At 70.6% G+C, this 23,176-nt stretch carries 25 protein-coding genes; 2 read left to right on the forward strand and 23 right to left on the reverse strand.

Translation table 11 applies throughout. The features are described from left to right. Nucleotides 1-658: ATP-binding cassette domain-containing protein (locus tag ABZU75_RS20815; protein ID WP_355556478.1), on the forward strand; the 658-nt coding region annotated here is incomplete at its 5' end. A 106-nt stretch (nt 659-764) separates the two neighbouring features. Here the strand turns inward: ABZU75_RS20815 and ABZU75_RS20820 are convergent. After that, a complete protein-coding gene (locus ABZU75_RS20820) occupies nt 765-2,576 on the reverse strand; it encodes an APC family permease (RefSeq protein ID WP_355556481.1) in 1,812 nt (603 codons plus the stop codon). Nucleotides 2,577-3,137: 561 nt separating this feature from the next. On the opposite strand from ABZU75_RS20820, the gene ABZU75_RS20825 reads away from it, so the two are divergent. Next, nucleotides 3,138-3,473: a hypothetical protein gene (locus ABZU75_RS20825; protein ID WP_355556484.1), complete on the forward strand. Its 336-nt coding sequence runs from the start codon at nt 3,138-3,140 to the stop codon at nt 3,471-3,473. A gap of 233 nt (nt 3,474-3,706) precedes the next feature. Here ABZU75_RS20825 and ABZU75_RS20830 read toward each other — a convergent pair whose 3' ends face one another. From ABZU75_RS20830 to fabG, 22 genes are all read right to left on the reverse strand, one after another. After that, nucleotides 3,707-4,348, reverse strand: a complete 642-nt coding sequence (locus ABZU75_RS20830; protein ID WP_355556487.1) for a protein-L-isoaspartate O-methyltransferase — start codon at nt 4,346-4,348, stop codon at nt 3,707-3,709. A 12-nt stretch (nt 4,349-4,360) separates the two neighbouring features. Continuing rightward, entirely contained in the window at nt 4,361-5,473 is a 1,113-nt protein-coding gene (locus ABZU75_RS20835; protein ID WP_355556490.1) for a CapA family protein, read from the reverse strand. Nucleotides 5,474-5,543: 70 nt separating this feature from the next. Next, nucleotides 5,544-5,885, reverse strand: coding sequence for a metalloregulator ArsR/SmtB family transcription factor (locus ABZU75_RS20840; protein ID WP_355556493.1), 342 nt, complete (start codon nt 5,883-5,885; stop codon nt 5,544-5,546). 239 nt (nt 5,886-6,124) lie between these two features. Then, entirely contained in the window at nt 6,125-7,000 is an 876-nt protein-coding gene (rfbA, locus tag ABZU75_RS20845) for a glucose-1-phosphate thymidylyltransferase RfbA (RefSeq protein ID WP_355556497.1), read from the reverse strand. After that, nucleotides 6,997-7,164: a hypothetical protein gene (locus tag ABZU75_RS20850; RefSeq protein WP_355556500.1), complete on the reverse strand. Its 168-nt coding sequence runs from the start codon at nt 7,162-7,164 to the stop codon at nt 6,997-6,999. Before ABZU75_RS20850 ends, rfbA begins: the two co-directional genes overlap by 4 nt. A 32-nt stretch (nt 7,165-7,196) precedes the next feature. After that, on the reverse strand, nt 7,197-8,348 hold the full coding sequence (locus ABZU75_RS20855; protein WP_355556503.1) for an ABC transporter permease: 1,152 nt from the start codon (nt 8,346-8,348) through the stop codon (nt 7,197-7,199). Beyond that, a complete protein-coding gene (locus ABZU75_RS20860) occupies nt 8,345-9,523 on the reverse strand; it encodes an ABC transporter permease (RefSeq protein ID WP_355556506.1) in 1,179 nt (392 codons plus the stop codon). The genes ABZU75_RS20855 and ABZU75_RS20860 overlap by 4 nt, the downstream gene beginning before the upstream one ends. A gap of 2 nt (nt 9,524-9,525) precedes the next feature. Beyond that, complete coding sequence (locus ABZU75_RS20865; RefSeq protein WP_355556509.1) at nt 9,526-10,464, reverse strand: ABC transporter ATP-binding protein; 939 nt, start codon at nt 10,462-10,464, stop codon at nt 9,526-9,528. Then, nucleotides 10,461-11,507: a right-handed parallel beta-helix repeat-containing protein gene (locus ABZU75_RS20870; RefSeq protein WP_355556512.1), complete on the reverse strand. Its 1,047-nt coding sequence runs from the start codon at nt 11,505-11,507 to the stop codon at nt 10,461-10,463. Before ABZU75_RS20870 ends, ABZU75_RS20865 begins: the two co-directional genes overlap by 4 nt. Continuing rightward, nucleotides 11,507-11,989: a 4'-phosphopantetheinyl transferase superfamily protein gene (locus ABZU75_RS20875; RefSeq protein ID WP_355556515.1), complete on the reverse strand. Its 483-nt coding sequence runs from the start codon at nt 11,987-11,989 to the stop codon at nt 11,507-11,509. The genes ABZU75_RS20870 and ABZU75_RS20875 overlap by 1 nt, the downstream gene beginning before the upstream one ends. Further along, complete coding sequence (locus ABZU75_RS20880; RefSeq protein ID WP_355556518.1) at nt 11,986-12,804, reverse strand: alpha/beta hydrolase; 819 nt, start codon at nt 12,802-12,804, stop codon at nt 11,986-11,988. The genes ABZU75_RS20875 and ABZU75_RS20880 overlap by 4 nt, the downstream gene beginning before the upstream one ends. 13 nt (nt 12,805-12,817) lie before the next feature. Beyond that, the gene (locus ABZU75_RS20885; protein WP_355556521.1) at nt 12,818-13,666 is read right to left on the reverse strand and encodes an ester cyclase; all 849 of its coding nucleotides are present in this window, start codon (nt 13,664-13,666) and stop codon (nt 12,818-12,820) included. A 27-nt stretch (nt 13,667-13,693) separates the two neighbouring features. After that, entirely contained in the window at nt 13,694-14,125 is a 432-nt protein-coding gene (locus tag ABZU75_RS20890) for a phosphopantetheinyl transferase (RefSeq protein WP_350956816.1), read from the reverse strand. Further along, nucleotides 14,122-15,027, reverse strand: coding sequence for an ACP S-malonyltransferase (locus tag ABZU75_RS20895; protein ID WP_355556525.1), 906 nt, complete (start codon nt 15,025-15,027; stop codon nt 14,122-14,124). Before ABZU75_RS20895 ends, ABZU75_RS20890 begins: the two co-directional genes overlap by 4 nt. 20 nt (nt 15,028-15,047) lie before the next feature. Next, complete coding sequence (locus tag ABZU75_RS20900; RefSeq protein WP_344745556.1) at nt 15,048-15,929, reverse strand: alpha/beta hydrolase; 882 nt, start codon at nt 15,927-15,929, stop codon at nt 15,048-15,050. After that, nucleotides 15,926-17,167, reverse strand: a complete 1,242-nt coding sequence (locus tag ABZU75_RS20905; protein WP_355556529.1) for an FAD-dependent oxidoreductase — start codon at nt 17,165-17,167, stop codon at nt 15,926-15,928. Before ABZU75_RS20905 ends, ABZU75_RS20900 begins: the two co-directional genes overlap by 4 nt. Further along, nucleotides 17,164-18,168 carry a nitroreductase family protein gene (locus tag ABZU75_RS20910; protein ID WP_355556532.1) on the reverse strand — a complete coding sequence of 335 codons (1,005 nt, stop codon included), beginning with the start codon at nt 18,166-18,168 and terminating at the stop codon, nt 17,164-17,166. The genes ABZU75_RS20905 and ABZU75_RS20910 overlap by 4 nt, the downstream gene beginning before the upstream one ends. Beyond that, complete coding sequence (locus ABZU75_RS20915; protein WP_355556535.1) at nt 18,165-20,432, reverse strand: beta-ketoacyl-[acyl-carrier-protein] synthase family protein; 2,268 nt, start codon at nt 20,430-20,432, stop codon at nt 18,165-18,167. The genes ABZU75_RS20910 and ABZU75_RS20915 overlap by 4 nt, the downstream gene beginning before the upstream one ends. 28 nt (nt 20,433-20,460) lie before the next feature. Further along, entirely contained in the window at nt 20,461-21,525 is a 1,065-nt protein-coding gene (locus tag ABZU75_RS20920) for a glycine cleavage T C-terminal barrel domain-containing protein (protein ID WP_355556538.1), read from the reverse strand. Between the two features lie 3 nt (nt 21,526-21,528). Beyond that, a complete protein-coding gene (fabZ, locus tag ABZU75_RS20925) occupies nt 21,529-22,005 on the reverse strand; it encodes a 3-hydroxyacyl-ACP dehydratase FabZ (RefSeq protein ID WP_355556541.1) in 477 nt (158 codons plus the stop codon). Beyond that, nucleotides 22,002-22,298: a phosphopantetheine-binding protein gene (locus ABZU75_RS20930; RefSeq protein WP_343964540.1), complete on the reverse strand. Its 297-nt coding sequence runs from the start codon at nt 22,296-22,298 to the stop codon at nt 22,002-22,004. Before ABZU75_RS20930 ends, fabZ begins: the two co-directional genes overlap by 4 nt. A gap of 48 nt (nt 22,299-22,346) precedes the next feature. Then, nucleotides 22,347-23,096, reverse strand: coding sequence for a 3-oxoacyl-ACP reductase FabG (gene fabG, locus ABZU75_RS20935; RefSeq protein ID WP_030916371.1), 750 nt, complete (start codon nt 23,094-23,096; stop codon nt 22,347-22,349). Between the last annotated feature and the right edge of the window lie 80 nt (nt 23,097-23,176).

The raw sequence follows: 23,176 nt of genomic DNA on the forward strand, positions 1-23,176 counted from the left end.
CCGGGACCCGGCCGGGGACCGGCTGGAGATCCGGCGGCGGCTGGGATACCTGCCGCAGGAGCCGGGCTACCAGCGGGGGTTCACGGTCTTCGAGTTCGTCGACTACGTGGCGATCCTGAAGGAGATGGTGGAGCGGCGGGCCCGGCACGACGAGGTGCGCCGGGTGATCGAGGAGGTCGGGCTGACCTCCGTGAGCGGGAAGCGGATCCGGACGCTGTCCGGCGGCATGCGGCGGCGGCTGGGCATCGCGCAGACGCTGCTCGGCGACCCCGAGCTGATCCTGCTGGACGAGCCGACCGCCGGCCTGGACCCCGAGCAGCGGCTCCGGTTCCGCGAGCTGATCTCGCACATCGGGCAGGACCGGGCCGTCGTGCTCTCCACCCACCAGACCGAGGACGTCGCCGCCCTCTGCAACCGGGTGGTCGTGCTCAAGGCGGGACGGTGCGAGTTCGAGGGCACGCCCGAGGAGATCCGGGCGCTGGCCGAGGGCCGGGTCTGGTTCTCCTCGGAGAGGTCGGGAGTGCTCTCCTGGCGCACCGGCGACGGGCTGTTCCGCAACATCGGGCCCACTCCGGAGGGTGCCCGCCTGGCCGAGCCGACTGTGGAGGACGGTTACCTGCTGCTGCTCGGCGGTACGGCCGTGGAGGCGGCGGCATGACGCTGCGCGACTCGGCCCGGCGCGGGGACTCCTTTCGCACGGTCCGCGTCCAGGACGACGGCAACAGTGGCCCGGCCGGCGACGACGCCGGTACACCGTCACCACCTCAGCCGTGATGGTGAGCGGTGGCCGTTACCCGGAAACGCATCCGGCAGACGACGGCGTCGCTGCGCCGACGCAGCGCTCGGGCGAGGACCGCGCCGCGCTGGTTCTGCAGAACGCGCTGCCAGGCGTGTTCGGGCTCGATCTCGGTGATGAGGACGAACACCCGCCTCTCGGGCACGCTCTTGATGTACTCGATCAAGGGGGTGTCCAGCCGCCGGTGGGCGTCGAAGAGCTGCACCAGTTCGACGCCGGGGTGCCAGCGCTCCCAGTCCTCGACGAATCTTCGCGCCTCTGACTCGTCTTCCGGGTGGGTGATGTTGACCGCGACCACCCGGTCTCCCAAGGAGAGCGCGGCGGCGAGCGCCTCGCAGGTCAGGCGGGTGATCGCATGCACCGGCACCACCACGAGCGAGCGACGCGGCCGCGGCGGGACGGGCGTCTTGCCCAGTTCCAGGCGCTCGCCGATGCGGGCGTAGGAGCGGTTGACCCATTGCATGGTCGCTACCACCAGCGGCATCGTGACCACGATCAGCCAGCCGCCCTCGGTGAACTTGGAGATCGTGACCACGATGGCGGCGACGAAGGTCAGCAGCGCGCCGAAGCCGTTGAGAGCCGCCCGCCACCGCCAGCCCGCGGGTCGGTCCCCAAGCCAGTGCCTGACCATACCGGCTTGGGAGATGGTGAAACCGACGAACACGCCGATCGCGAACAGCGGCACCAGCAGGTTCATCTCACCCCGGGCCAGGATCAGCAGCAGGGCCGAGGTAATGGTCAAGAAGGCGATGCCGTAGCGGTGCACGTGCCGATCGGCGCGCAGCGCGAACAGGTGCGGCAGGTTGTTGTCCCGGGCCAGCAGCTGGGTCAGGACCGGCAGGCCGCCGAAGGAGGTGTTGGCGGCCAGCGCGAGCAGCGCGACCGTGGAGAACTGCACCAGGTAGAACAGCGGGCCATCACCCAGCGACGCCTGGGTGACCTGCGAGAGCACGGTCACCCCCTCAGCAGGGGTGATCTCGAACTTCTCGATCAGGATGGCGATGCCGATCAGCATCACGGCCAGCAGGACGCCGAGCGCCATCTCCGCGCGCTGGGCCCGCTTGACCCGCGGCTTTTTGAAGGAGGGCACCGCGTTGGCGATCGCCTCGACGCCGGTGAGCGAGGCGCAGCCGTTGGCGAACGCCTTGAGCAGCAGCAGCACCCCGACCGTCTGCAGGGCGTGGGGCGTGTGCTCGGCGTAGACGGCGGGCTCGTTGCGGATCAGGCCGACCACGATCACCAGCGTGATGGCGCCGACGTAGAGGGCGGCCGGTGCGATGAAGGCGCGGGCGCTGTGCGTGATACCCCGGAGGTTGATCATAGTGATCACGGCGAGCACGGCCAGGCACAGCCACACGGTGTACGGCAGGATCTCGGGAAAGGCCGAGGTCAGCGCGGCGACCCCGGCGGCGACCGAGACCGCCACGTTCAGGACGTAGTCCACGATGAGCGAGGCGCCCGCGACCAGGCCGGCCTGGCGGCCCAGGTACGTCTTGGCCACACCGTAGGCGCCTCCGCCCTCGGGGAAGGCGGCGACGACCTGCCGGTAGGACAAGGTCAGCACGCCCAGCAGGGCCGCGATGGCCAGCGTGACCGGAAGGGTGAAACCGAGCCCCGCGCCGCCGGCCAGGGCCAGTACCAAGACGATGGCCTCGGGACCATAGGCCACCGAGGCCATCGCGTCCAGCGAGAGGGCCGCCAGGCCGCCGGTGACCGTCAGCCGGTGCCGGTCACCGGTATTTGGCTCCTGGGGGCGAGCGGGGGTCAACAGCGCGGACATCACGTCACTCCTGTACGAGGGCTACACCTCATCGTCACCCCCAGCCCAGAGAACAATTGTCCGCCCATATACGTTTTTGACGCCTTTACGGTGAATAACTATGCGCATCCCACGGCGACGCGACGACAACGGCGACCGCGCGACCGGAAGGGATCAGTACTCGAACCGGTGGCCATTCCACGCCGTCACCAGAGAGACCGGACGCACGGGGCTCTTCTCCGCTTGCGGCGCAGGTCGTGGAGCTCCTTGACGTGCCTCTCCGCAGTCACCCTCGGCGGCTCCCGGCCGGGGAGCCGCCGTGCCCGGCAACAACTCACCACGAGGAGATCCCGTGGGAAACAGGACGGTGAACCCCGACCCCGCCACCTCTGCCGGCGCTCGAAGTCGCAGGGAGTGCCGACATCCGGAAATGCGGCGCGGTGACGGCGTCAGAAATTCCCGCAAAGGCGTATGGATCGCGTCAAAGCCATGGTGACGGGCCCGGGTACCGGCTCACCATGGGATCAGAGCGGCGTCATACGGCGTCGCCGGGCCAGGGTCCACCGCCTGTTGGAGGGTGTCGTGAACGAGGTCGCGGGATTGTGTTTGCTGGGCGTCGGCCTCGCCCTGTTCGTACTCGCGCGGCGCGTCAGGCTCGGGCCGGTGCGCGGCTGGGGCGGGCTGGCGGCCAGGATCGGTCTGGGGGACGCGCGATCATGGGAGATCACGCACGACGAGATCGAGCCGTGGATCGCGGCGGCAGGGGTCGCGGCAGGACTGGCCGGGCTGGCGTCGCTGTCGATCGAGGAAGGCTCGGTGCTGGCCGCGGTGACGACGCTGGGCATGGGACTGTGCGGCGCGCTGCTGGTGGCCGCCGCCGTGACCGGATGCGCGCGGCTACGGCGACCCGGTGCCTGAGAACCTGACCACGGGCGCATCCCGCCCCGCCCCCGTTGGACGACGCCGATCTCAGCCGACGTGGACCAGGCGACGTGCGAGCACCAGGTGCAAAAGGTGCGGGTGACACGAACCGGGATGCGGTCGTGGTGGTAGGGCTCGGCCGCACCGAGCAGATCAACGCTTTCATCCAACGGGCTCACCGTTTCTTTCCTGCTGGACCCCCATCATCCGCAGGGAGACGGGTCACACCCTCAGGACGGAAAGCCGTACTTTCCATGAAGGCGGACAAAGCTGGCCAGCGTGAGGACCTGCCGACGCTCAAGTCCGGTCACGGTGCGCTGGAACAGGACGACCTCCTCCCGCCCGCCCGGTCCGATGGGCTGTACCAGACGGCCGCCGAGCCGGAGCTGTTCGACCAGCGGCGGGGGCACCTCCGGGAACGCGGCCGACACGACGATGCCGTCGTACGGAGCGCGGTCCGGCACGCCGCCGCCGCCGTCTCCGACGAGCAGCTCGACATTGCCGATCCCCTGCCGGGCGAGGTTCCGGCGCGCCTGCCGGACCAGGTCCGCCCACAGGTCGACGGTCACGACATCGGCGGCCAGGCGAGCGAGCAGCGCGGTCTGGAAACCGAGGCCGGTGCCGATCTCAAGCACGTGTTCCGTCCCGCCGAGACCGAGACCTTCGATCATCCTTGCCGACAGCGAGGGCTGCGTGGTCACCAGCCCGTGCCCGATCAGGATGGGCTCGTCGTAGTAGGCGATCGCGATACAGTCCGCGGGAACGAATCCCGCTCGCGGCGTCGCGCGTACGGCCTCCAGCAGACGCTCGTCGCGGACGCCCATCGCCCGGACGGCCCGGATGAGATCTTCGGGAGAGGCGCCTGCGGTCATGTCCGGCCCCACCTACGTCCGCCGGAGCGCGAGGGCGCCGTCCGGCTCCAGGTCGACTCGTGATCCGAGGTCACGGCCGACCCGGTCGAGAACCGCCCGCAGCCATTCGGAGTCCTCGCCCGAGGCGTGCTGGAGGCGCATCCGACAGGCCCGCATGGGCACCATCCGCAAACCGGCCGTCCTGCCCGACTCCGGCTCCACCGACACGAAGTACAGCAGCCGAAGATCGTCCCGGTACTCCTCATAGCCGGTGATGCCCTCGTAGTCGTCGACGAGGTCACCGCAGCCGTACAGAATGAGCTTGCCTCGGTAGACCTCGACGGGCCGGGGATGGTGCGAGGAGTGCCCGTGCACCACGTCGACACCGCCGTCGACCAGGCGGTGCGCGAAGCGCCGCTGATCTCGGGAAACGTGGTAACCCCAGTTGGAGCCCCAATGGATGGAGACGACCGCGACGTCACCGGGGCGCTTCACCCGCCGCACCCGGCCGGCCACCTCGGCCGCGGCGGTCTCCGACAGCTCCGGGACGAAATCGACACCCCCGCGATCCGGGGCCGCCGCCCATTCCGGCGGAATGCCGCTGGACTCCGTCCCGCAGGAGAGGATCAGGACCCGCCCGCCACCCTCGACGGTGACGATCGCGGGTCGCCGCGCCTCGTCCGCCTCCCGGCCCGCCCCCACCGCTCGCAGTCCCGCGTCGGCCAGGGCGTCGAGCGTTTCCTCCAGACCTCGTCGGCCGAAGTCCATGACGTGGTTGTTCGCCAGCACGCAGACGTCGGGCCGGGCGACCAGCAGACAGGGAAGGTTGGCTGGACTCATCCGGTAGTTCACGGCCTTCCCCACCTCGAAATCATCGCTCCGGGTGACGCTCGTCTCCAGGTTCACCACCCGGACATCGGGCGCGACCTTCGCCAGCACCCCCAGGGCATCCCCCCACGGCCAGGAGAAGCCGACCGGCCGGGGAATTCGGCCGTTCACCGCCTCCGCGAGATCGACATATGTCCGAGCGTCACGGACATGGCTCTCCTGCAGCGTCGGGTCACCGGGGTACGGAAGGATCTGATCGACGCCGCGGCCGAGCATGACGTCCCCGCAGAGGAACAACGTCACCGGATCGGTGCGCATACCTCCATGCTAGGCGTACCCCGGTCGCCCGGCACGGGGCCCGCTGACGAGATGCGGACGGCGACGCCGGTCAGGCCTCGGCCGGGATGTTCAGCAGGGCTGACAGGTCCGCCAGGGGCTCGGGGACGACGCGGTAGTAGACCCAGGAGGCGCGGCGTTCGGAGGTGAGCAGGCCGACCTCCTTGAGAACCTTGAGGTGGTGGCTGATCGTCGGCTGGGAGACCTCGAAGGCCGCGGCGATGTCGCAGACGCAGGCCTCGCCACCGGCGTGGCTGGCCACGATCGACAGGACGCGCAGCCTCACCGGATCACCGAGTGCCTTGAAGACCCGCGCCACCCCCGCGGCCTGCTCGGCGTTCAGCGACTCTCGGGCCAGCGGCGGGCCGCACTCCAGAAGCTCCATCGGCTCCATCGCTCCCCCTTCCGACATAGACAGTCGCCTATGTCAACTTCGGTCTATATTGATATGTATCTATTAGTGCTCGTAGCGCGGGTCCACGAGCAGGGGCGGCAGGGCCTTGGAGTAACGCCCGCCGTCCGCCATCGTGGTTCTCCTTCAGCCGGCCGGGAAGCGGCTCACACGGGCCTCATCGATCCGGTGGTGTCCCCTGCCCTCCGGCCGGAACGAAGCGGGTGGCGCGACACCGCCGCTCAGATGGAGGCCTCCAGCACCCGGACCAGGTAGCGCCCCTCCTCCGTCACGGATCCGGCGCGGCCGATCAGCTCGCGGAGCCCGTGGTCGTCGATGTAACCCATCCGGTAGGCCACCTCCTCCAGGCAGGCGATCTGCACGCCCTGCCGTTTCTCCAGCACCTGCACGAAGACCCCGGCCTCCAGCAGGCTGTCCGGCGTGCCGGTGTCCAGCCAGGCCGTACCCCGGCCCAGGTTGACCAGCCTGGCGCGGCCTTCGGCGAGGAAGCGCCGGTTGAGGTCGGTGATCTCCAACTCGCCCCTCGCCGAAGGGGTCAGCTCCGCGGCATAGCGCAGCGCGACGTTGTCGTAGAGGTAGAGACCGGTGACGGCGAGGTTGCTCCGGGGCCGGGCCGGTTTCTCCTCGATGTCGATCAGCCGGCCCTCCTCGCCGATGACCGCCACCCCGTACCGTTCGGGATCGGCGACCGGGTAGCCGAAGACCGTGCAGCCGTCGAGCTTGCCGACCTCGTCGCGGAGCACCGAGGGGAGCTCGTGGCCGTAGAAGATGTTGTCGCCGAGGATGAGGGCCAGCCGGTCGTCGCCCACGAACTCCCCGCCGACCACCAGGGCGTCGGCCAGCCCGCGGGGCGCGGTCTGGACGGCATAGCTCAGGCGCAGGCCCAGCCGGGAGCCGTCGCCGAGCAGCGTCCGAAAGCCCGGCAGATGCTCGGGGGTGCTGATCAGCAGGATCTCCCGGATTCCGGCCAGCATCAGCACCGAGAGCGGGTAGTAGACCATCGGCTTGTTGTAGACCGGCAGCAGGTGCTTGGAGGTGATCGTGGTCAGCGGCCGGAGCCGGGTGCCCGAGCCCCCGGCCAGCACGATGCCCTTCATGTGCGGACCGCCGGGTCCGTGGCGCGGGTTCGGCCGCCCCGGCACCGGCGCGCGGTAACGCTCTCCGGCACGGCCTCCGGCGCGGCCACCGAGGCACCGCGCGCGAGCGCGCACACCTGACGGGAGCCGGTGAGACCGGCCCCGCCGGTCACCAGGATGCGCATTCGCCGCCCCTTTTCCCCAGTGCCGCGTTCGGTCAGTTGGACGTGCGCATGCGCTTGCGGAACACCACGAGCGAGATGCCCAGCAGGAGCACCGCCATCCCGAGCAGTACGGCCACCTCGACCAGGACCGAGCCCAGCCCCTTGCCCGGTTTGGTCAGCGTGATCAGCGCGTCCATCCCCCAGCCGTGCGGGACCAGGTAGCCGATCATGTTCAGGGTCTCGCCCGCGACCTCGCGCGGCCACAGGCAGCCGCCCAGCATGCCGAGCACGATGCCCAGCGGAGGCCCGATCGCGGGGGCCTGGGAGGGCGACCGCACCAGGCTGCCGACCAGCACCGCGGCGCCGGTGGACACCAGGCAGAACGAGCCGACGACCGCGGCGACGCCCAGCGGGTCTCCCCATGACACGTCGAACATCAGCGTGCTCACCACCATGATCAGGCAGGCCTGCACGATGGCGATGATGAGCCTGCTCAGCACCTCTCCGAGCAGCACCGAGCGCTCCCGCACCGGCCCGGCGAGGGAACGGCGGATCATGCCCAGCCTGCGGCTCTCGGCCAGGGCCGCGGCGACCGCCATGGAGTTGACGAAGGTGAACAGCAGCACGTTGGCGGGTGCGGTGTAGGCGAATCCGCGGGGCGTGGAGCTCTCCGCGGCGCCACTGGTGCTCACCGCCACCTGGGCCGACTCGCTCTGGGCCTTGCGTACCAGAGCCTCGGCCTCGGCCGGGGACGCGCCCGCCGCCTCGGCCGCCCGCACGGCTTCGAGCACCGCGGCCACCTTGCCGACCGCGACGTCGATCATGCCTCGTGCCGCCATGCCGCTGCCGTTGGTCTGGGTCATGACCAGTTCCAGGTCGGTGGACCCGGGCGGGATCAGCAGGCCGGCGGCGAGGGCGCCGGTCCGCACGCCGGACCGCACCTGCTCCTCGGTGTCCATCCGCTCGATCGCGAGGTCGGGGTTGGTCTCCAGCCGGCGCAGTACGGCCGTCGCGACCGGGTCGGAGTCCTGCGCGACCACCCCGACCGGTATCCGATCCTGTCCGGACGCGCTTCCGCCCAGGGCCATCCCGACGAAGAGGATGGTCACGAACGGCATGACCACCATGAAGAACAGTCCCACCTTGTCGCGGGAGTGACGGCGCAGGTTGGCCGCCACCAGGGCTCTGACCGGGCTCGGGCTCATCCGAGTAGTCCTCTCCGGAAGCCGAAGGCGGCGACGCCGCCGGCCACGAGTGCCATCCCGCAGAGTGCGGCGATCGGGCCGGCGACCGTCGCCAGGCCCCCGCCGCCACCGGCGAGCTCGGTCAGTCCCGTCGACGTCCAGCCGTTCGGGGTGAACAGCGCCACCTTCTGCAGGAAGTCCGGCAGGTTGTACATCGGTACCAGGCTGCCGCCCAGGAACGCGAAGACGAAGGAGACGCCCATGATCAGCCCGTCGGCCTGGGAGTCGGTCTTCGCCCTGCTGGCCACCAGCATGGTGATCGCGGCGGCGGCCAGCACGTGCGCGGTCCAGAGCGCGAACACCGCGAGCGGATCACCCCAGGTGGATCCGAACAGCAGCACCGAGGAGGCCCAGACGGCGCAGACGCTGACCAGCGCCAGCAGGAAGCCGACCACCCCCTTGCCCACGATCGGGATCCACGGCCGGATGGGCGCGGCACGCATCCGGTTGAGCGTGCCGAGGTTGCGCTCAGTGAGCAGGCTCCTGACCGAGGTGCCCACCACGAAGAAGGCGAAGAGCGCGGCCATGCCGGAGCCGTAGTAGACCGACAGGTCGACCTTTCCGCCCGCCATGGGGTCGCTCTCCAGGGTCAGCGCCGGGCCGCTCGCGCCGTTGCGCTCGACGAACTCCTTGACCTTGTCCGCGGAGACGCCGGCGTCCAGGGACGCCTTGACCGCGAGGGTGCGGGCGTCCACCAGGGCGGAGATCCGGTCGACGATGCTGCTCGCGACCACTCCGGCCAGCGGCGTCTCCGGGGAGGTGAGCACGGTGACCTTCCCCCCGCGCCCGGCGCCGACGTCCTGGCTGAACCCCGAGGGGAACACGATCGCCGCGCCGATGTCCCCGTCGTCGAGGGTCTGTTGCGCGTCCTTCTCCGTCGTGAAGTCGCGCAGGGTCAGCATGCCGTCGAGTTCCTTGGCCGACAGCACCTCCCGGCGCACGCTGGAGGGGAACTCCCCGCCGTCGAGATCGACGAAGCCCACGGTGGCGCGCAAGGGCGGATCGTCCCCGCCGAGGGCGAACCCGAACAGCGAGGCCAGCACGATGGGGGCGAGCAGGGCGGTCAGCACCGCGGTACCGTCCATGAACCTGGCGCGCAGTTCGAGACGGCTCACCACGAAAAGAGCTCTCAGCATCGTCAGTCCCGCAGCTTGTTGCCGGTGAGGTGCAGGAACGCGGCCTCAAGGTCGGGTTCGATGACCTCGACGGCCGTCACGACGGCGATGCCCCGCACCGCGGCGATGAGGGTGGGCAACAGGTGACTTCCCTCGTTGACGATCAGCCGGATGGACGAGGTACCCGCCCGCACCGCCTCGGTGACCCCCTCCACCGCGCGCAGCTTGTCGGTCGCGATATCCAGGTCGCCGTCGAGGACGAGCTCGACCCGGTCCGCGCTACCGAGGGTGGAGACGAGTTCCTTGCGGGTGCCCTCGGCGATGACCTTGCCGTGGTCGATGATCCCGATGCGCTTGCAGACCCGCTCGACCTCCTCCATGTAGTGCGAGGTGTACAGCAGGCTCATGCCGTCGGCCACCAGCTGCTCGACCCCGTCCAGGATGGCCTTGCGGCTCTGCGGGTCCACCCCGACCGTCGGCTCGTCCAGGATGAGCACCTCCGGCCGGTGCAGCAGGGCCGCGCCGATGTTGATCCGGCGCTTCATCCCGCCCGAGTAGGTGTCGATCTTTCCGTCCGCCCGGTCCGACAGGCCGACGAAGTCGAGCACCTCGTCGATCCGTTTCGCCAGCTCCCGCCGGGGCAGCCCGTAGAGCCTGCCGAAGAAGCGCAGGTTCTCCCGGCCGGTCAGGTCGGGGTAGAGCGCGATCTCCTGCGGGACGTAACCGATCTTCGCCTTCGCCGCGAGCGGAGCGGTCGCGAGATCGTGGCCACAGACCTGTACGCTCCCCGCGTCCGGCTGCAGCAGGCCCACCAGTATGGAGATCGCGGTGGTCTTGCCCGCCCCGTTGGGACCGAGCAGGCCGTAGGCCTCCCCCTTCTCGATGAAGAAGCCGACGTCCTGTACGGCGAGGATGTCGCCGTACCTCTTGCTCAGCCCCGTACAGCTCAGGGTGGCCGTCATCGGCTTTCCTCGGCGGCGCAGCCCTCGATCGTGTCGGGCGCGGTGGCGTTCGCCACGTTGTTGGCGAACCCCTGCCGGGTAAAGTCGGCGTCGACCTGGACGTCGAGCGGGGTGTTGCCGGTGATCCGGTTCCAGGAGATGTGGTTGTCCAGGGACTCGTCGCCTCCCCAGTCCTTGGACGATCCCAGCACGAACGCCCCGCCCATGACCGAGGGGCCGCTCGGGTGGTTGTCGTGGATCCGGTTTCCCACCACGGTGACGCGGTGGGCGCCGATCAGCGCGAGGCCCACCCCGGAGATCGGCGGGCCCGCCTCGCCGAGGCCGTTCGGGTTGCCCTCCCCGCTGAGCAGCCCGTTGCCGCGGAGCTCGTTCTCCGCCACCAGGCAGTCGTTCACCCCGCCCGGCAGCTCGCCCTCGTAGGTCTGGTTGAGCAGGAGCAGCCCGGCGGAGTTGCCGTGGCAGGTGTTGCGCAGCATCCGCGCCTTCGAGGAGTTGTCGACGAAGATCCCGAAGGCGTTGGCGGAGGTCTCGTTCTCCGCGACCAGCGCGTTCGCCTCGGGGCAGAAGCTCAGCGCGATGCCCGCGTACTGGCTCCCCGAGGCCCGGCAGCGCAGCACCTCGACGCCGCTGGACTCGCGGACGTAGATGCCCCAGAAGTCGTTGTCCCGCGCCTCGACGTCCTCGACGACGAGCCCCTGGACCGTGTGCGCGTAGACGCCGGAGCCGGAGAAGCCGCTCACCGCCAGCCCGCGTACGGTGATGTCGCGGATGCCGTCACCGTGCACGCTGATGCCGCTGACCACGTCCTCCGACGCGTCGTGCAGCTGCGGGATGCCCACCTCCGCCGCCGCGCCGGGAACCAGCCTGGTCAGCTCCGGTCCCTCACCGGCCAGGGTGACCCCGCTGTGCCTGATCCACAGGCTCTCGGCGTAGGTCCCCTCGGTCAGGCGGATGGTCGCTCCCGGCCCCGCCTCGTCGAGCGCTCGCTGGATCGACTCTCCGGGTTTGACGAAGGTCTCCCCCTCCGCCTGGACAAGCGACATCACAATGCTCCCTTGGAATCGACGGTCACTATCGCCAGCGCGACGAGCAGTCCCGCGCTCAGGCCCCACCGGGCCGCGCCGGCCACCGGGGCGTCATTCTCCTGTGGCGCCAGCCGGGCCAGGGCGGCGCGGCGGCTGGCGCCCCTGATGGTGTACGACGCGCCCGTGGTCAGTGTCAGCTCGGTGGACGCGCCCAGGGCCGACGCCGCCTCGGCCAGCAGCGGGGTGGCCCACCGCTGCTCCTCGCCCCGCTCCTCGAAGTCGTGCCAGTCGAATCCGGCCGGCCGGCCGCCCACCGCCTTGATGAAGCTCTCCTTGACCGCGAACGAGGCGGCGTCCGCGAGAGGCGAGCCGGCGTGCAGTTCCCGCTCGGCGGGCGTGGTGACCCGCCTGCCGTAGGCGGCGCCGCCGTCGGAGACGGTCCTGGCGATCCGGTCCGTCTCCACGATGTCCACGCCCACCAGGACCGCCGAGCGGGTCACGCGGACACCCCGGCCGTCCCGGCCGCCTCGACGAAGGGTGCCAGGAACCGGTCGAGGCAGGCCGAGTACTCGTCGGCGCGCTCGATCATCGGGATGTGCCCGCACTCCCCGACCAGGACCATCTCGTACTGCGGGTAGCCGGCCAGGGCCTTCACCCAGGCGTCGACCGGGGTCATCCGGTCGTACTCCCCCCACACGTACATCGAAGGGCAGGTCACCTTGTCCATGGCCGGCAGCACCTTGTAGACGCGGGTGGCCTTGATGCTGCGGGCCATGCTCACCATCGCGGGCGGGTGCCGCAGCAGGGTGGCGGTCGCCTCCAGCTGCTCCTCGGTGAAGAGCGGCTCGCCGTGGAACAGGGCGCTCAGCATGCGGTCGCGGAACTCCTCGCCCGCGGGCTGCACGCTCGCCCTGCGGTCGAAGCTCAGGCCGACGTCGGGGTCGGGGGTCAGGCCGGGGGCCCCGCTCACCACGATGCCGCGTACCCGCTCGGGAAAGCGGCCCGCCAGGTCGATCGCGACCAGGCCGCCGAGGGAGTTGGCGCAGATGATGATGTCCTTGACCCCCGCGGCGTCACAGACCTCGAGCAGCACGTCGCCGAGTCGTTCGATCGAACCGACGATCTTGCTGTCGAGCGCGCAGATGGGCTCGTTGGTGCGGAGCACCGGCCAGCCGGCGCTCTCCAGCCGCCGGTAGGGATGATCCCAGATCCAGCCTCCGGCGAACAGGGCGGACATGAACACCACGGTTGGCCGGTCACCGTCGTCAAGCCGGTGCTCAGCGGTGAAGGGGGACCAGGGGGAGGGGGTGGGCAAGATCGCACTCCAGTCACAATAGGGATTCGCGCTCGGGAATCCAGCCACAACCGCAGGCCGCGCCCTCGTCCGTGGAGAAGACGGTCTCGCAGTCGGGACAGCGAGCGTATTCGCGGACCGTGGCCGGCAGCCAGATGCTGGTGAGCGCCCGGGTGCACAGTCCGCCCTTGAAGAAGCGCCGCATCGCCCGCTGGTGGGGCCGGCCGTGTACGGCGCGGACGGACTCCGGGCGGTCGAAGGCGCTCAGGGTGAACTTGCGCCTGCCGATGTCGAAGGTCGAGGCGCCGAGGAATCCCTTCGAGGCGCGCAGCGCCTTGACGACCTCCACGCTGAGCAGGTCGACCTCGGCCGCCTGCGCGCCGTCGTCGACCTCCAGCCAGGTCAGCGCCAGGGCGCCGGGACGCGCGGTACGTCCCAGGGTGGTCCGCGTGCTCACCCCGAACTCCCGCTCCTCGTCGGCCTCGGGCACGAACCTCGCCTCGAATCCCAGCGCGGCGGCGACGGCCAGCCGGTCGAAGCACCGCTGGACGCGCACCGTCTCACCGTCCCTGACCAGCAGGTCGGTCCCGGTGACGCGGACGGGCCTGCCGACGGCGGGCATGGCCAGGTAGGGGGCGCGGTGGTCGGCCTCCAGCGTCCAGGAGAGCATGGCGAACTCCTCGGTGGCGGCCAGGTGCTCGACGTGGAGGCGCAGGTTGCCGAACCGGGCCAGCACCTCGCCCGCGTGGGCGGCCAGCGCGTCCCCGCTCAGCGGGCCCGCCGTGTCCGGATCGTCGAAGGCGTCCACCGACGCGGCCACGGCCTCGGCGTCCCCGCTCTGCCAGGCCTTCAGGTGGCTTTCCGCGATCTGTCGCATGTCCATGTCAGGCCTCACCGTCGAACCTCATCGTCAAACCCCATCGAGGTGGTCGTCTTCGGGGAGCCGAGCCGAGACCAGCGCGACCGCCAGCGCGCAGGCGGCGGTGTGGCTGATGGATATCCGGATCCGCTCCCTGCCCCCCGCCGCGTCGGCGAGGGCACCGCTCAGCCGTACGTCGGGCGGGTGCCCGTGCAGGCAGACCGCACTCCGGGAGCACATCGGGGTGGGCCGGGGCAGCACCTCCGCCTGGCCGAGATGCTCGGCGGTCTCCGCGACGTCCAGCAGGCGCAGCACCGCCCGCTTGGCCGCGAGGCGGCCCGCCCAGTGCTGGAGGGTGCGGCCCGTGCCCGACCGCAGACGCTCCGGGCGGGTGTAGACCTGCTCCAGCCGCATCTCGCCGAGGAGCTCCTTCGGCCGGGAGAGCCCGGCGAAGGAGACCATGGCGCAGCCCCACCGGCTCACGCGCCCCGCTCCTGGGCCAGCCGCCGCGGCGTGCCGGGATCGGTCATGCTCAGGCAGCGGGCGCCGACGCCGCGCGACAGCCCGGCGAGCGCCTTGCTGTCGCCCACCTCGACACAGAGCGTGGTCGTGGTGGTCCGCAGCGCCGTCTCGGTCCACCGCACCCGCCCGGTGAGCTGGGTGATCAGCGCCTCCCTGATCACGTCCAGATCCATGGTGGGTTCGGCGGTGACGTTGGGCACGACCGGGACGCGGGGCGGCGCCATCGGCGCGGCGCGCACCGCCTCCCGCCAGCCGGGTACCGCCGGGGCCATCAGCGGGGAGTGGAAGGCGTTGCTGACCTGGAGCGGCACGATCTTGCGGGCGCCGCTCGCCAGCTTGCCCAGCCGCTCGATCGCGGGCAGGGCGCCGGAGACCACCACGTGGCCCGGCGCGTTCTCCAGGCCCACGACGAGTGGCTCGTCCGCGGTGGCGGCCTCGGCGGCCAGCGCCTCGACCTCCTCGACCGTCAGCCCCATGACCGCGCTCATCCCGCCCGTCACCCCGACCTCGGCCATCAGCCGGGAACGGATCTCCACCAGCCGGAGCGTGCCCGCCAGATCGAGCACGCCCGCCGCGTACAGCGCGCTGAGCTCGCCGACGCTGTGCCCCGCGACCAGGCCGGGTTCGTGCCCGTCGGCGCGCAGCACGGCCAGCGCCGCCAGGTTGCACACGGTCACCGCCGGCTGGGCGTGCTCGGTGGCGACCAGGCGGTCCAGCGGCCCCTTGGCGCAGAGCGGCGAGATCGGCTGCCCGAGTAGCTCGTCCGCCTGGGCGAACACCTCCGCGGCCACCGGCTTGCGGCGCAGCCAGGCGCCCATGCCGACGCGGACCGTGCCCTGTCCTGGAAACAGGAACCCGAGCATGAGATCCCCCTGCCCCCCGGTTAGAGCCGCCGCCTGCGGCGGTTGGCCGCCTCGGCCGGCTTCTCGGTGCCCAGGAAGCCGATCAGCAGCTTGTTGACCTGCTCGGGGGCGTCGAGGGGGATCCAGTGACTGGCGTCCTCGATCCGCTCGTAGCGCCAGGGGCCCTTGACGTACTTGGCGGAGCCGGTCATGCCCTCCTCCATCATGGCCTTGTCACCGGCCGACCAGATGCCCAGCGTGGGGGCGAGCACCGGCGGGAAGGGCCGCTCGGGACGGAGTTCGGACTCCGGCGAGCGGTTGGCCCGGTACCAGTTCAGACCGGCGGTCAGCGCGCCGGGGCGGGCCAGGTCGCGCAGGTAGCGGGTGTGGTCACCCTCGCGCCCCATGATCTGCTTGAACAGCCGCCACCCGTTGCGGCGCAGCAGCGTCTCGCTCACCCCGGGGAACTGGTAGAAGAGCATGTACCAGGAGGCCGCCCGCTGCTCCAGCGTCGGGGTGGAGAACACCCCCGGGTGACCGACCGACAGCACGGCCAGGTGGTCGACCCTGCGGGGCATCAGGAACGAGTACATCCACGCGATGGCCGCACCCCAGTCGTGACCGACCAGGTGCGCCTTGCGGATGCCCAGTGCCAGGGTCAGTTCGACGACGTCGTTGACGATCGTCTGCATGTCGTAGGCTTCGATCTCCTGCGGCTTGCCGGACTCGCCGAACCCTCTCAGGTCCGGGGCGATGACCCGGAAGCCCGCCTCGACCAGCGCCGGTATCTGGTGACGCCACAGGTAGGAGGAGTCCGGGAATCCATGCAGCAGGACCACCGGATCGCCCTCGCCCTGGTCGACGAACGCGATGTCGACGCCGTTGACGTGCAGCGTCCTGTTGACCAACGATTCCATGCTCATGCGGTCTCCCTAAACAACCGTTCGGCGAAGAACTCACTGAAGCCGAACTCCGGCACATCCTCCGGGGGCACCATGTTCAAAAGCCCCGTCACCTGCAGTGCGACGTTCTGCGACATCAACCGGCGGGCGCGCCTGCGCCGCTCGGTGGCCTCGGGCCCGAACTCCGCGTACAGCTTGCTGATGATGGCCGCGCCGAAGTTCAGGCGGTCCATCCGTGCCTTGCGCTCCTTCAGGTAGGGGTCGAAGGCCCCCACCGACCAGTCGTCGCTCTCCAGCAGGATGTCGGCGACGGTCCTGGCGTCGCGCATGCTGCACGACAGGCCGGTGCCCAGTACGGTGTCGCCGTTTCCCGCCTCGTCGCCGATCAGCACGACCCCATCGGTCAGCGGCGGCCCGTCGGGGATGAGCGTCATCGACGGCCAGACCGCCAGCGGCCCGGCGGGGATCGCCTGGGTCACCGCCTTGCCCCGGTCGGGCAGGCAGTTGAGCTCGAAGGCGTTCAGGAAGTTCCGCACCGCGTCGGGTCCGCGGTAGCGGTGCTGGGTGCCGGTCGCGAGGTTGAGGTAGAGCCGCGCCCGGCCGAAGCCCTGCGGGAACACCATGAACATGACGTCGCCCTCGGTGCCCATCGCCTGCACGTCGGAGGGCCAGTCGTCCAGCCCCTCGACCATCATGCCGCCGCCCCAGTGGTGCACGGAGCCGCTCATCGAGACACCGATCTGCCGGCCGACGTTGCCGACCCGGCCGGTGGCGCCGAGCACCATCCTGGTCCTGATCTCGTGCTCGGTGTCGTTGTCGAGGTAGGTGACCCTCGGCTCCGCGCCGGGGGTGACCTTGATCTTGGCCGCGTCCATCACCAGCCTGGCGCCGTACTCCGCCGCCTGCGCCGCCATCAGCTCGCACACCGCGTGGTGCGGGAACGACTGCGGGCCGCCGACCTCGGGCATCGACCGGGTCATGTCGATGGCCTCGACCTCGTCCGCGGGAATGGCCTCGTCCCAGGTCATCCACTCGCGGATCTCCCAGGCGCCGCCCGCCGCGAAGCAGTCGGCGACGCCGAGCAGCTGTGCCTCCCGAACGCCCCAGGGCGCCAGCCACTCGCCGCGCACCAGGTCCTGGTAGACCTTCTGCTTCTCCAGCAAGACGACCGACAGGCCACCCGCGGCCAGCTTGCTGGCCGCGGACGCGCCCGCGATTCCGCCACCGACGACGACGACATCGGCGTACTCAACGGTCATGCCTGCCACCCTTCCCAATACGTGCGTTCTCTGGCTCGGTACCGCTTCGCCGGTCGGAAGTCGGTACCGATCGTGTAGGCGACCGGCACCATGCACACCTGGGTGACCCCGGACGGGATGTTGAGCAGTTCGCCCACCTGCCGCTCGAAGGGCACGTGCATGCAGGTGATCGTGCTGCCGAGACCCCGGCTGCGCAGTGCCAGCTGGAAGGACCAGATCGCCGGGAAGATCGAGCCGTAGAAGGTGCTCGCCCGCATGGCGCCGAGCCGCACCTCGTGTCCGGTGTCCTCCGCGGGCTTGGCCGCCATCTGCCGCTCCCAGGCGGCGTCGATGGCCGCGATGTCCGGCGGCCGGCCGAGCACACAGGGGATGACCAGGACGGGCACCCTCGCGATCCCCTCGGCCAGCGCGACCACCGAGGCGTTGTTCCGCCGTGCCGCCTCGCTGTTCCTTCTGCGGCCGGCGCTGGTCCATACGTCGTTGCGATGGAAGTTCCAGGAGACCCGCATCAGCTCGGCGAGCTTCTCCTTGATGGCGGGCTCGGTGACCACCAGCCAGCGCCAGTGCTGCTGGTTGTTGGCGGTCGGGGCCTGGACGGCGACCTCCAGGGCCTCCTCCACGACCGCGCGCGGCACCGGCCGGTCAAGGTCGAGCCGCCGCCGGACGGACCGGGTGGTGGTCAGCAGCCGATCGGTCTCCGGGACGTCGAACGGCGGGCCGACCTCCTCACGTGGCACAGACCGGTCAAGGTCGAGCCGCCGCCGGACGGACCGGGTGGTGGTCAGCAACCGATCGGTCTCCGGGCCGGCCTCCTCACGTGGCACAGACCGGTCAAGGTCGAGCCGCCGCCGGATGGACCGGGTGGTGGTCAGCAACCGATCGGTCTCCGGGCCGGCCTCCTCACGTGGCACAGACCGGTCAAGGTCGAGCCGCCGCCGGACGGACCGGGTGGTGGTCAGCAACCGATCGGTCTCCGGGCCGGCCTCCGGGGCCGGTTTCATGGCATCGCCCCCAGCAGGACGGCGCCGCGCACCGAGTCGGCCGCCGCGGTCAGCACCAGCGCCTGCTCGACCGCCTCCGACAGGTGCGGCTTCCTGACGTAGGACTCCACCTCACCGGCGTACGGGTGTTCCAGGCCGTGCAGCGCGGGGGCGATCCCGTCGCGGATCGCCAGGGCGGCCACGGCGAGGTTCATCGCGCCCGAGGCCGCCTGGCAGTCGCCGGTCTGCCCGACCGAGGTGGTGAGCAGGCCGTCCGGCACCAGTTCGAGCAGGACCGCCGCCTCGTCGGCGTCGTACCGGCCGCCGGTACCCGCGCCGACGACCAGACCGGCCTTCCCCGCGGAGAGGCCTGCCAGGCTGCGCCTGATCGACTCCCGCTCGCCCTGCTCCCCGGTGCCGGCGTGGCCGCTGCCCAGGATCCGCGCGTACGCGCGTCCCCCGCGTGCGGCGCAGTGCTCGGCCGACTCCACCAGGATGGCCACGGCCGCGGATCCGGGAACGGACCCCGTGCGCTCCCGGTCATAGGGGGTGACCACCGTACCCTCAGCGACCGCCGTCGTCGTCTCGTCCGCCGCCACCACCAGCACCACGTCCGCCTTGCCCGCCTTGATCATCTCAATGGCGCAGTCCAGCGCGATCGAGGCCGAGGCCTCGCCGTTGCAGATCGTGGTGGTCGGGCCGCGCAGGCCCAGGGTCTGGCAGACCGCGCCGCCGGTGGCGTTCAGCACGACGTTGGAGAAGCTCAGCACGGCCGGCTTGTTCGGGTCGACCGCGACGCTCTCGTCGAATCCGCCGGTGCTCTCCACCGAGCCCGCCGCGGTCGCGAAGATCAGTCCGACGTTGTCCAGCGCCGCCCTGGGCAGCTTGATCCCGGCGTCCTCCCAGGCCAGCCGGGAGGCCGCGATCGCCATCCTGGACAGGTGGTTCATGTGCCGCCAGAGCGAGCGGGGCGCGAACGTCCGTCCCTCCAGCGAGGGCGCCCGGCCGACGGCCTGGCGGCCCTCCGCGAGTGCCTCGGCCAGCTCGGCGATCCCGGTGCCCAGCCCGCTGACCGGGCCCAGCCCGGTGATCACGACCGGCCGGTCGGGCAACTCCTCGTACTCGCGCTCGCCACCCGGGGTGGTCAGCGCGAGCGCGACGTTGTTGCCGCCGAAGGCGTAGTTGTTGGAGACCACGGTCTCGATCGGCATCCGCCTGGCCACGTTGGGCACGAAGTCCAGGTCCGTCGTGGTGTCGGCGTCGAAGCCGATGGTCGGCGGCGCCATGCCGTGCCGGAGCGCCAGCACGCTGGCGACCGCCTCGACCGCGCCGGCCGCGCCCAGGGTGTGGCCGACGAAGGACTTGATGCTGCTGGTGGGCACCCGCGGCGCGCGGTCGCCGAAGACCGCCCGCATCACCTTGGCCTCCATCGCGTCGTTGGCCGGCGTGCCGGTGCCGTGACCGCTGACGTAGCTCACGTCGTCGGTGCTCATGCCCGCGTCGGCCAGCGCCCGGCGTACCGCGCTCGCACCGCCCCGGCCGGTGGGGTCGGGGGCGGTCGCGTGGTACGCGTCCGCGGACAGCCCGTACCCGGCGACCTCGGCCAGCGGGGTCGCCCCCCTGGCCAGCGCCCGGTCCAGCGGTTCGAGCAGCAGGAACGCCGCGCCCTCGCCGAGGTTGAGACCGTCTGAGCGGCTGTAGGGCGCGCAGGGTCCGGTGCTGAGCGCCTGCAGCCCGGCGAATCCGGCGTAGGTCCCGAACAGCAGCGGGTCGACGCCACCGGCCAGCACCACGTCCGCCTCGCCGGTGAGGATCTTGTCCTTGGCCAGGCCGACGGCGTTGCCGCCGGCCGCGCACGCGGTCGACACCAGGATGCGCGGCCCGCGCATGCCCAGCCGCCCGGCCACCACGTCGCCGGTGCGGTGCATGGGCTGGTAGCGGCCCGCCGCGTCGGGGGTCGCCTGGCACTTGCCGAGTACCAGCCCGAACCGGTCGGCCTCGACGTCGTCCGCCGACAGCCCCGCCTGGCCGACGGCCTGACGTGCCGCGATGAGGGCCAGCTGGGCGGTGCGGTCCAGGGCGGCGTCGGAGTCCGGCAGCTGCCCGGTGATCCACTCGGTGGGGACCTGACCCGCGTACCGGGCGGTGAACACGGCGAACGCCTCGTCGTCGACCGGGGTGACACCACCCTGGCCGGCCATGAGCCGTAGCCAGAACTCTTCCGGGTCACGGCCGATGGCGCAGATGACACCCAGACCTGTGATGACGACGGGGCGCGACACCATGCTCACTCCTTCTCCGACGATCAACCGATCAGATGATCGGGATGCTCCAGCTCTTGGGCGTGATGTAGGGGCTGGTCAGCGTGGTGACCTCGGCGTCGCCGACGGTGAACCGCAGACCCGCCGCGGCGAACTCCGCGTCCACCCGCGCCAGGCCGAGCGTGGCGCCCAGCCCGAGGCTGTGCACCGCGTACACCACCTCGCCGATGTCCTGACCGGCGGCCAGGACCCGGGTGCCGGGCTCGGGGACCGACCCGCCACCGCTGAAGCCGAGGGTCCGGCGGCCGACGGAGCCGTTGAACGCCTCCAGCACCGCCTCCTTGCCGATGAACGACTCCTTGGTGATGTCGACGAGCCAGTTGGCGCCGCCCTCGATGATGTCGACCCCGCCGGTCGCCTCGTGCCGGATCACCGGCTGCCGGACCTCCAGCATGGCGATCTCCAGTGCCTCGTTGCCGGCGGGCACCGCCTGCTCCAGCGACTGCCGCCACAGCTCGGCGGCCGACTCGGTGGGCACGATCATCTGGTAGCCGTACTCGCTGGTGAACCCGGTCCGCCCGAACACGATGTCCACGCCGTTCCAGGTCGTGTCCACCACGGCCTCGAACGGCAGCGAGGCCAGCTCGCCGTCGATCAGCCGGCCCACCACGCCCCAGGCGTAGGGGCCCTCCAGTCCCAGGATGGTCAGGTCGCCGGAGCGGTCGACGATGTCGACGCCCTCGTCGTTGTGCTTCTGCAGGTGTTCGAGCAGGCGCGGCCCGGCGCCGCAGGAGCTCTCCAGGAACATCCCGTTCTCCCGGCCCCACACGACCACCTGGTCGACGATCTGCCCCGACTCGTCCAGGACGAGGCTCATCATGCAGCGCTCGGAGGTCAGGTACTCGACGTCGCGGGCGAGGACCCGCTGCGCGAAGTCGACGGCGCCGTCACCGCTGATCTCGATCAGGCCGAGCCCGCTCAGGTCGAGCAGCGCGGCCCGCTCCCTGAGGGCCTGGTACTCCTCGGCCGGCGTCGAAAAGCGCAGTGGGACGGTCACGTCCAGCACCTCGCCGAAGACGGTCTCCTCCGGGTGCGCGTTCGCGAGCACGGAATCCATTTCTCACACCTCTCCATGAGTGCTGCCGGCCGCCGGGTCGGCGATCGTGATGATTCCTTCGGCGGCGATGTTCCCGTCCACCCGCGCCGAGACCCGGTACTCCCCGAAGCCTCTGCCGCCCGCGCTCCGCTCCGCGGTCAGGACCAGCTGGTCACCGGGGACGATCCGGCGGCGGAAGCGCATCGACCTGACCGCCGCCAAGTAACTGATCTTGCTTGTCCCGGTGAGCGAGAAGACCACTCCGGCGAGCTGGGCCATCGCCTCGATGACCACGACGCCCGGCAGGATCGCCTCGTCGGGGAAATGCCCCTGGAACCAGATCTCGGTCCCGGTGACGTTCTTGATCGCGGTGCCTTTGACGCCCGGCTCGACCTTGTCGACGCGGTCGAGCAGCAGCATCGGCCAGCGATGCGGGATCAGCTCCCTGATCTGGTCGTTGTTCAGGCTGAGCGATTCCCTGGACGACTGGGCAACGGTCATACCGCGGCTGCCGCTCGCAGTTCGGGCTTGATCGTCTCCGCGAGCCGGGACACCGAGCCGAAGACCGCCATCTCGCTGTCGTAGAGGGCCACCCCGAACTCCGCCTCGATCGCGACGTAGAGCTCAAGGATGTCCAGGCTGTCCAGCTCAAGGCCGCGGCCGAACAGGGGCTGGTCGTCGGTGATCCAGTTCGGCTCGATCTCCAGATCCAGCCGGTTCACGATCATCTTCTTGATCTGGTCACACGCCTGCTGACGCTGGGCAGCCCTGGCGCGCAGCTCGTCGATGGTCATCTTTCCTCCGTGCTCGTGCTGTCGAAGCTCGTGCTTTCGATGACAGGCTCAGCCCAGGCCGCCGCCGTGGGCGACCATCACCTCTCCGGTGACGTACGAGGCCTTGTCCGAGGCGAGGAAGCTCACGATCGACGCGATCTCCTCGGGCCTGCCCATCCGGCCCAGCCGGATGCGGGACTCGTACTGCTTCCTGATCTGGGCGGGAACGCTGCGGGTCATGTCGGTGGCGACGAAGCCAGGGGCCACCACGTTGACCCGGACACCGTGCGGCGCCGCCTCGTAGGACAGCGCCTTGCTGAAGGCGATGATCGCCCCCTTGGACGCCACGTAGTTCGTCTGGCCGGGGAAGCCACCGTCGAGCCCGCTGACCGACGACAGCGTCACGATCGAGCCGCGCCGCTGGTGCTGCATGATCCGGAGAGCCTCCCGGCAGCTCAGGAAGGTGCCGGTGACGTTGACGTCCATCGGCTCGCGGAACTGCGCAAGGCTCATGGCGACGAGGTGCCGGTCGCGGGTGATGCCCGCGCTGGTCACCAGCACGTCCAGCCGGCCGAAGTCGGAGCGCAGGCCGCGGAAGAGCTGCTGGACCTCCTCCTCCTTGGTGACGTCGGCCTGTACGGCCGTCGCGCCGCCACCCTCCTGCTCGATCTGGGCGACGAGGTCCTTGGCGTCCTGCTCGGCGCGCAGGTAGTTGACCACGACGTGAGCGCCTTCCCTGGCCAGATCGAGCGCCACCGCCCGCCCGATTCCGCGCGACCCGCCTGTTACCAGGGCCACCGAGCCTTCGGTAAAGAGCATCCTCGTCTCCAGGGTGTCAGTGGTGAGGTGAAAGGGAGCCGACCTGATCGTCCGCTTACAAAGGGAGAGGCTACTGAAGC

Origin of the sequence: Streptosporangium sp. NPDC005286 (assembly GCF_040607515.1) — a bacterium.
Taxonomy (GTDB): domain Bacteria; phylum Actinomycetota; class Actinomycetes; order Streptosporangiales; family Streptosporangiaceae; genus Streptosporangium.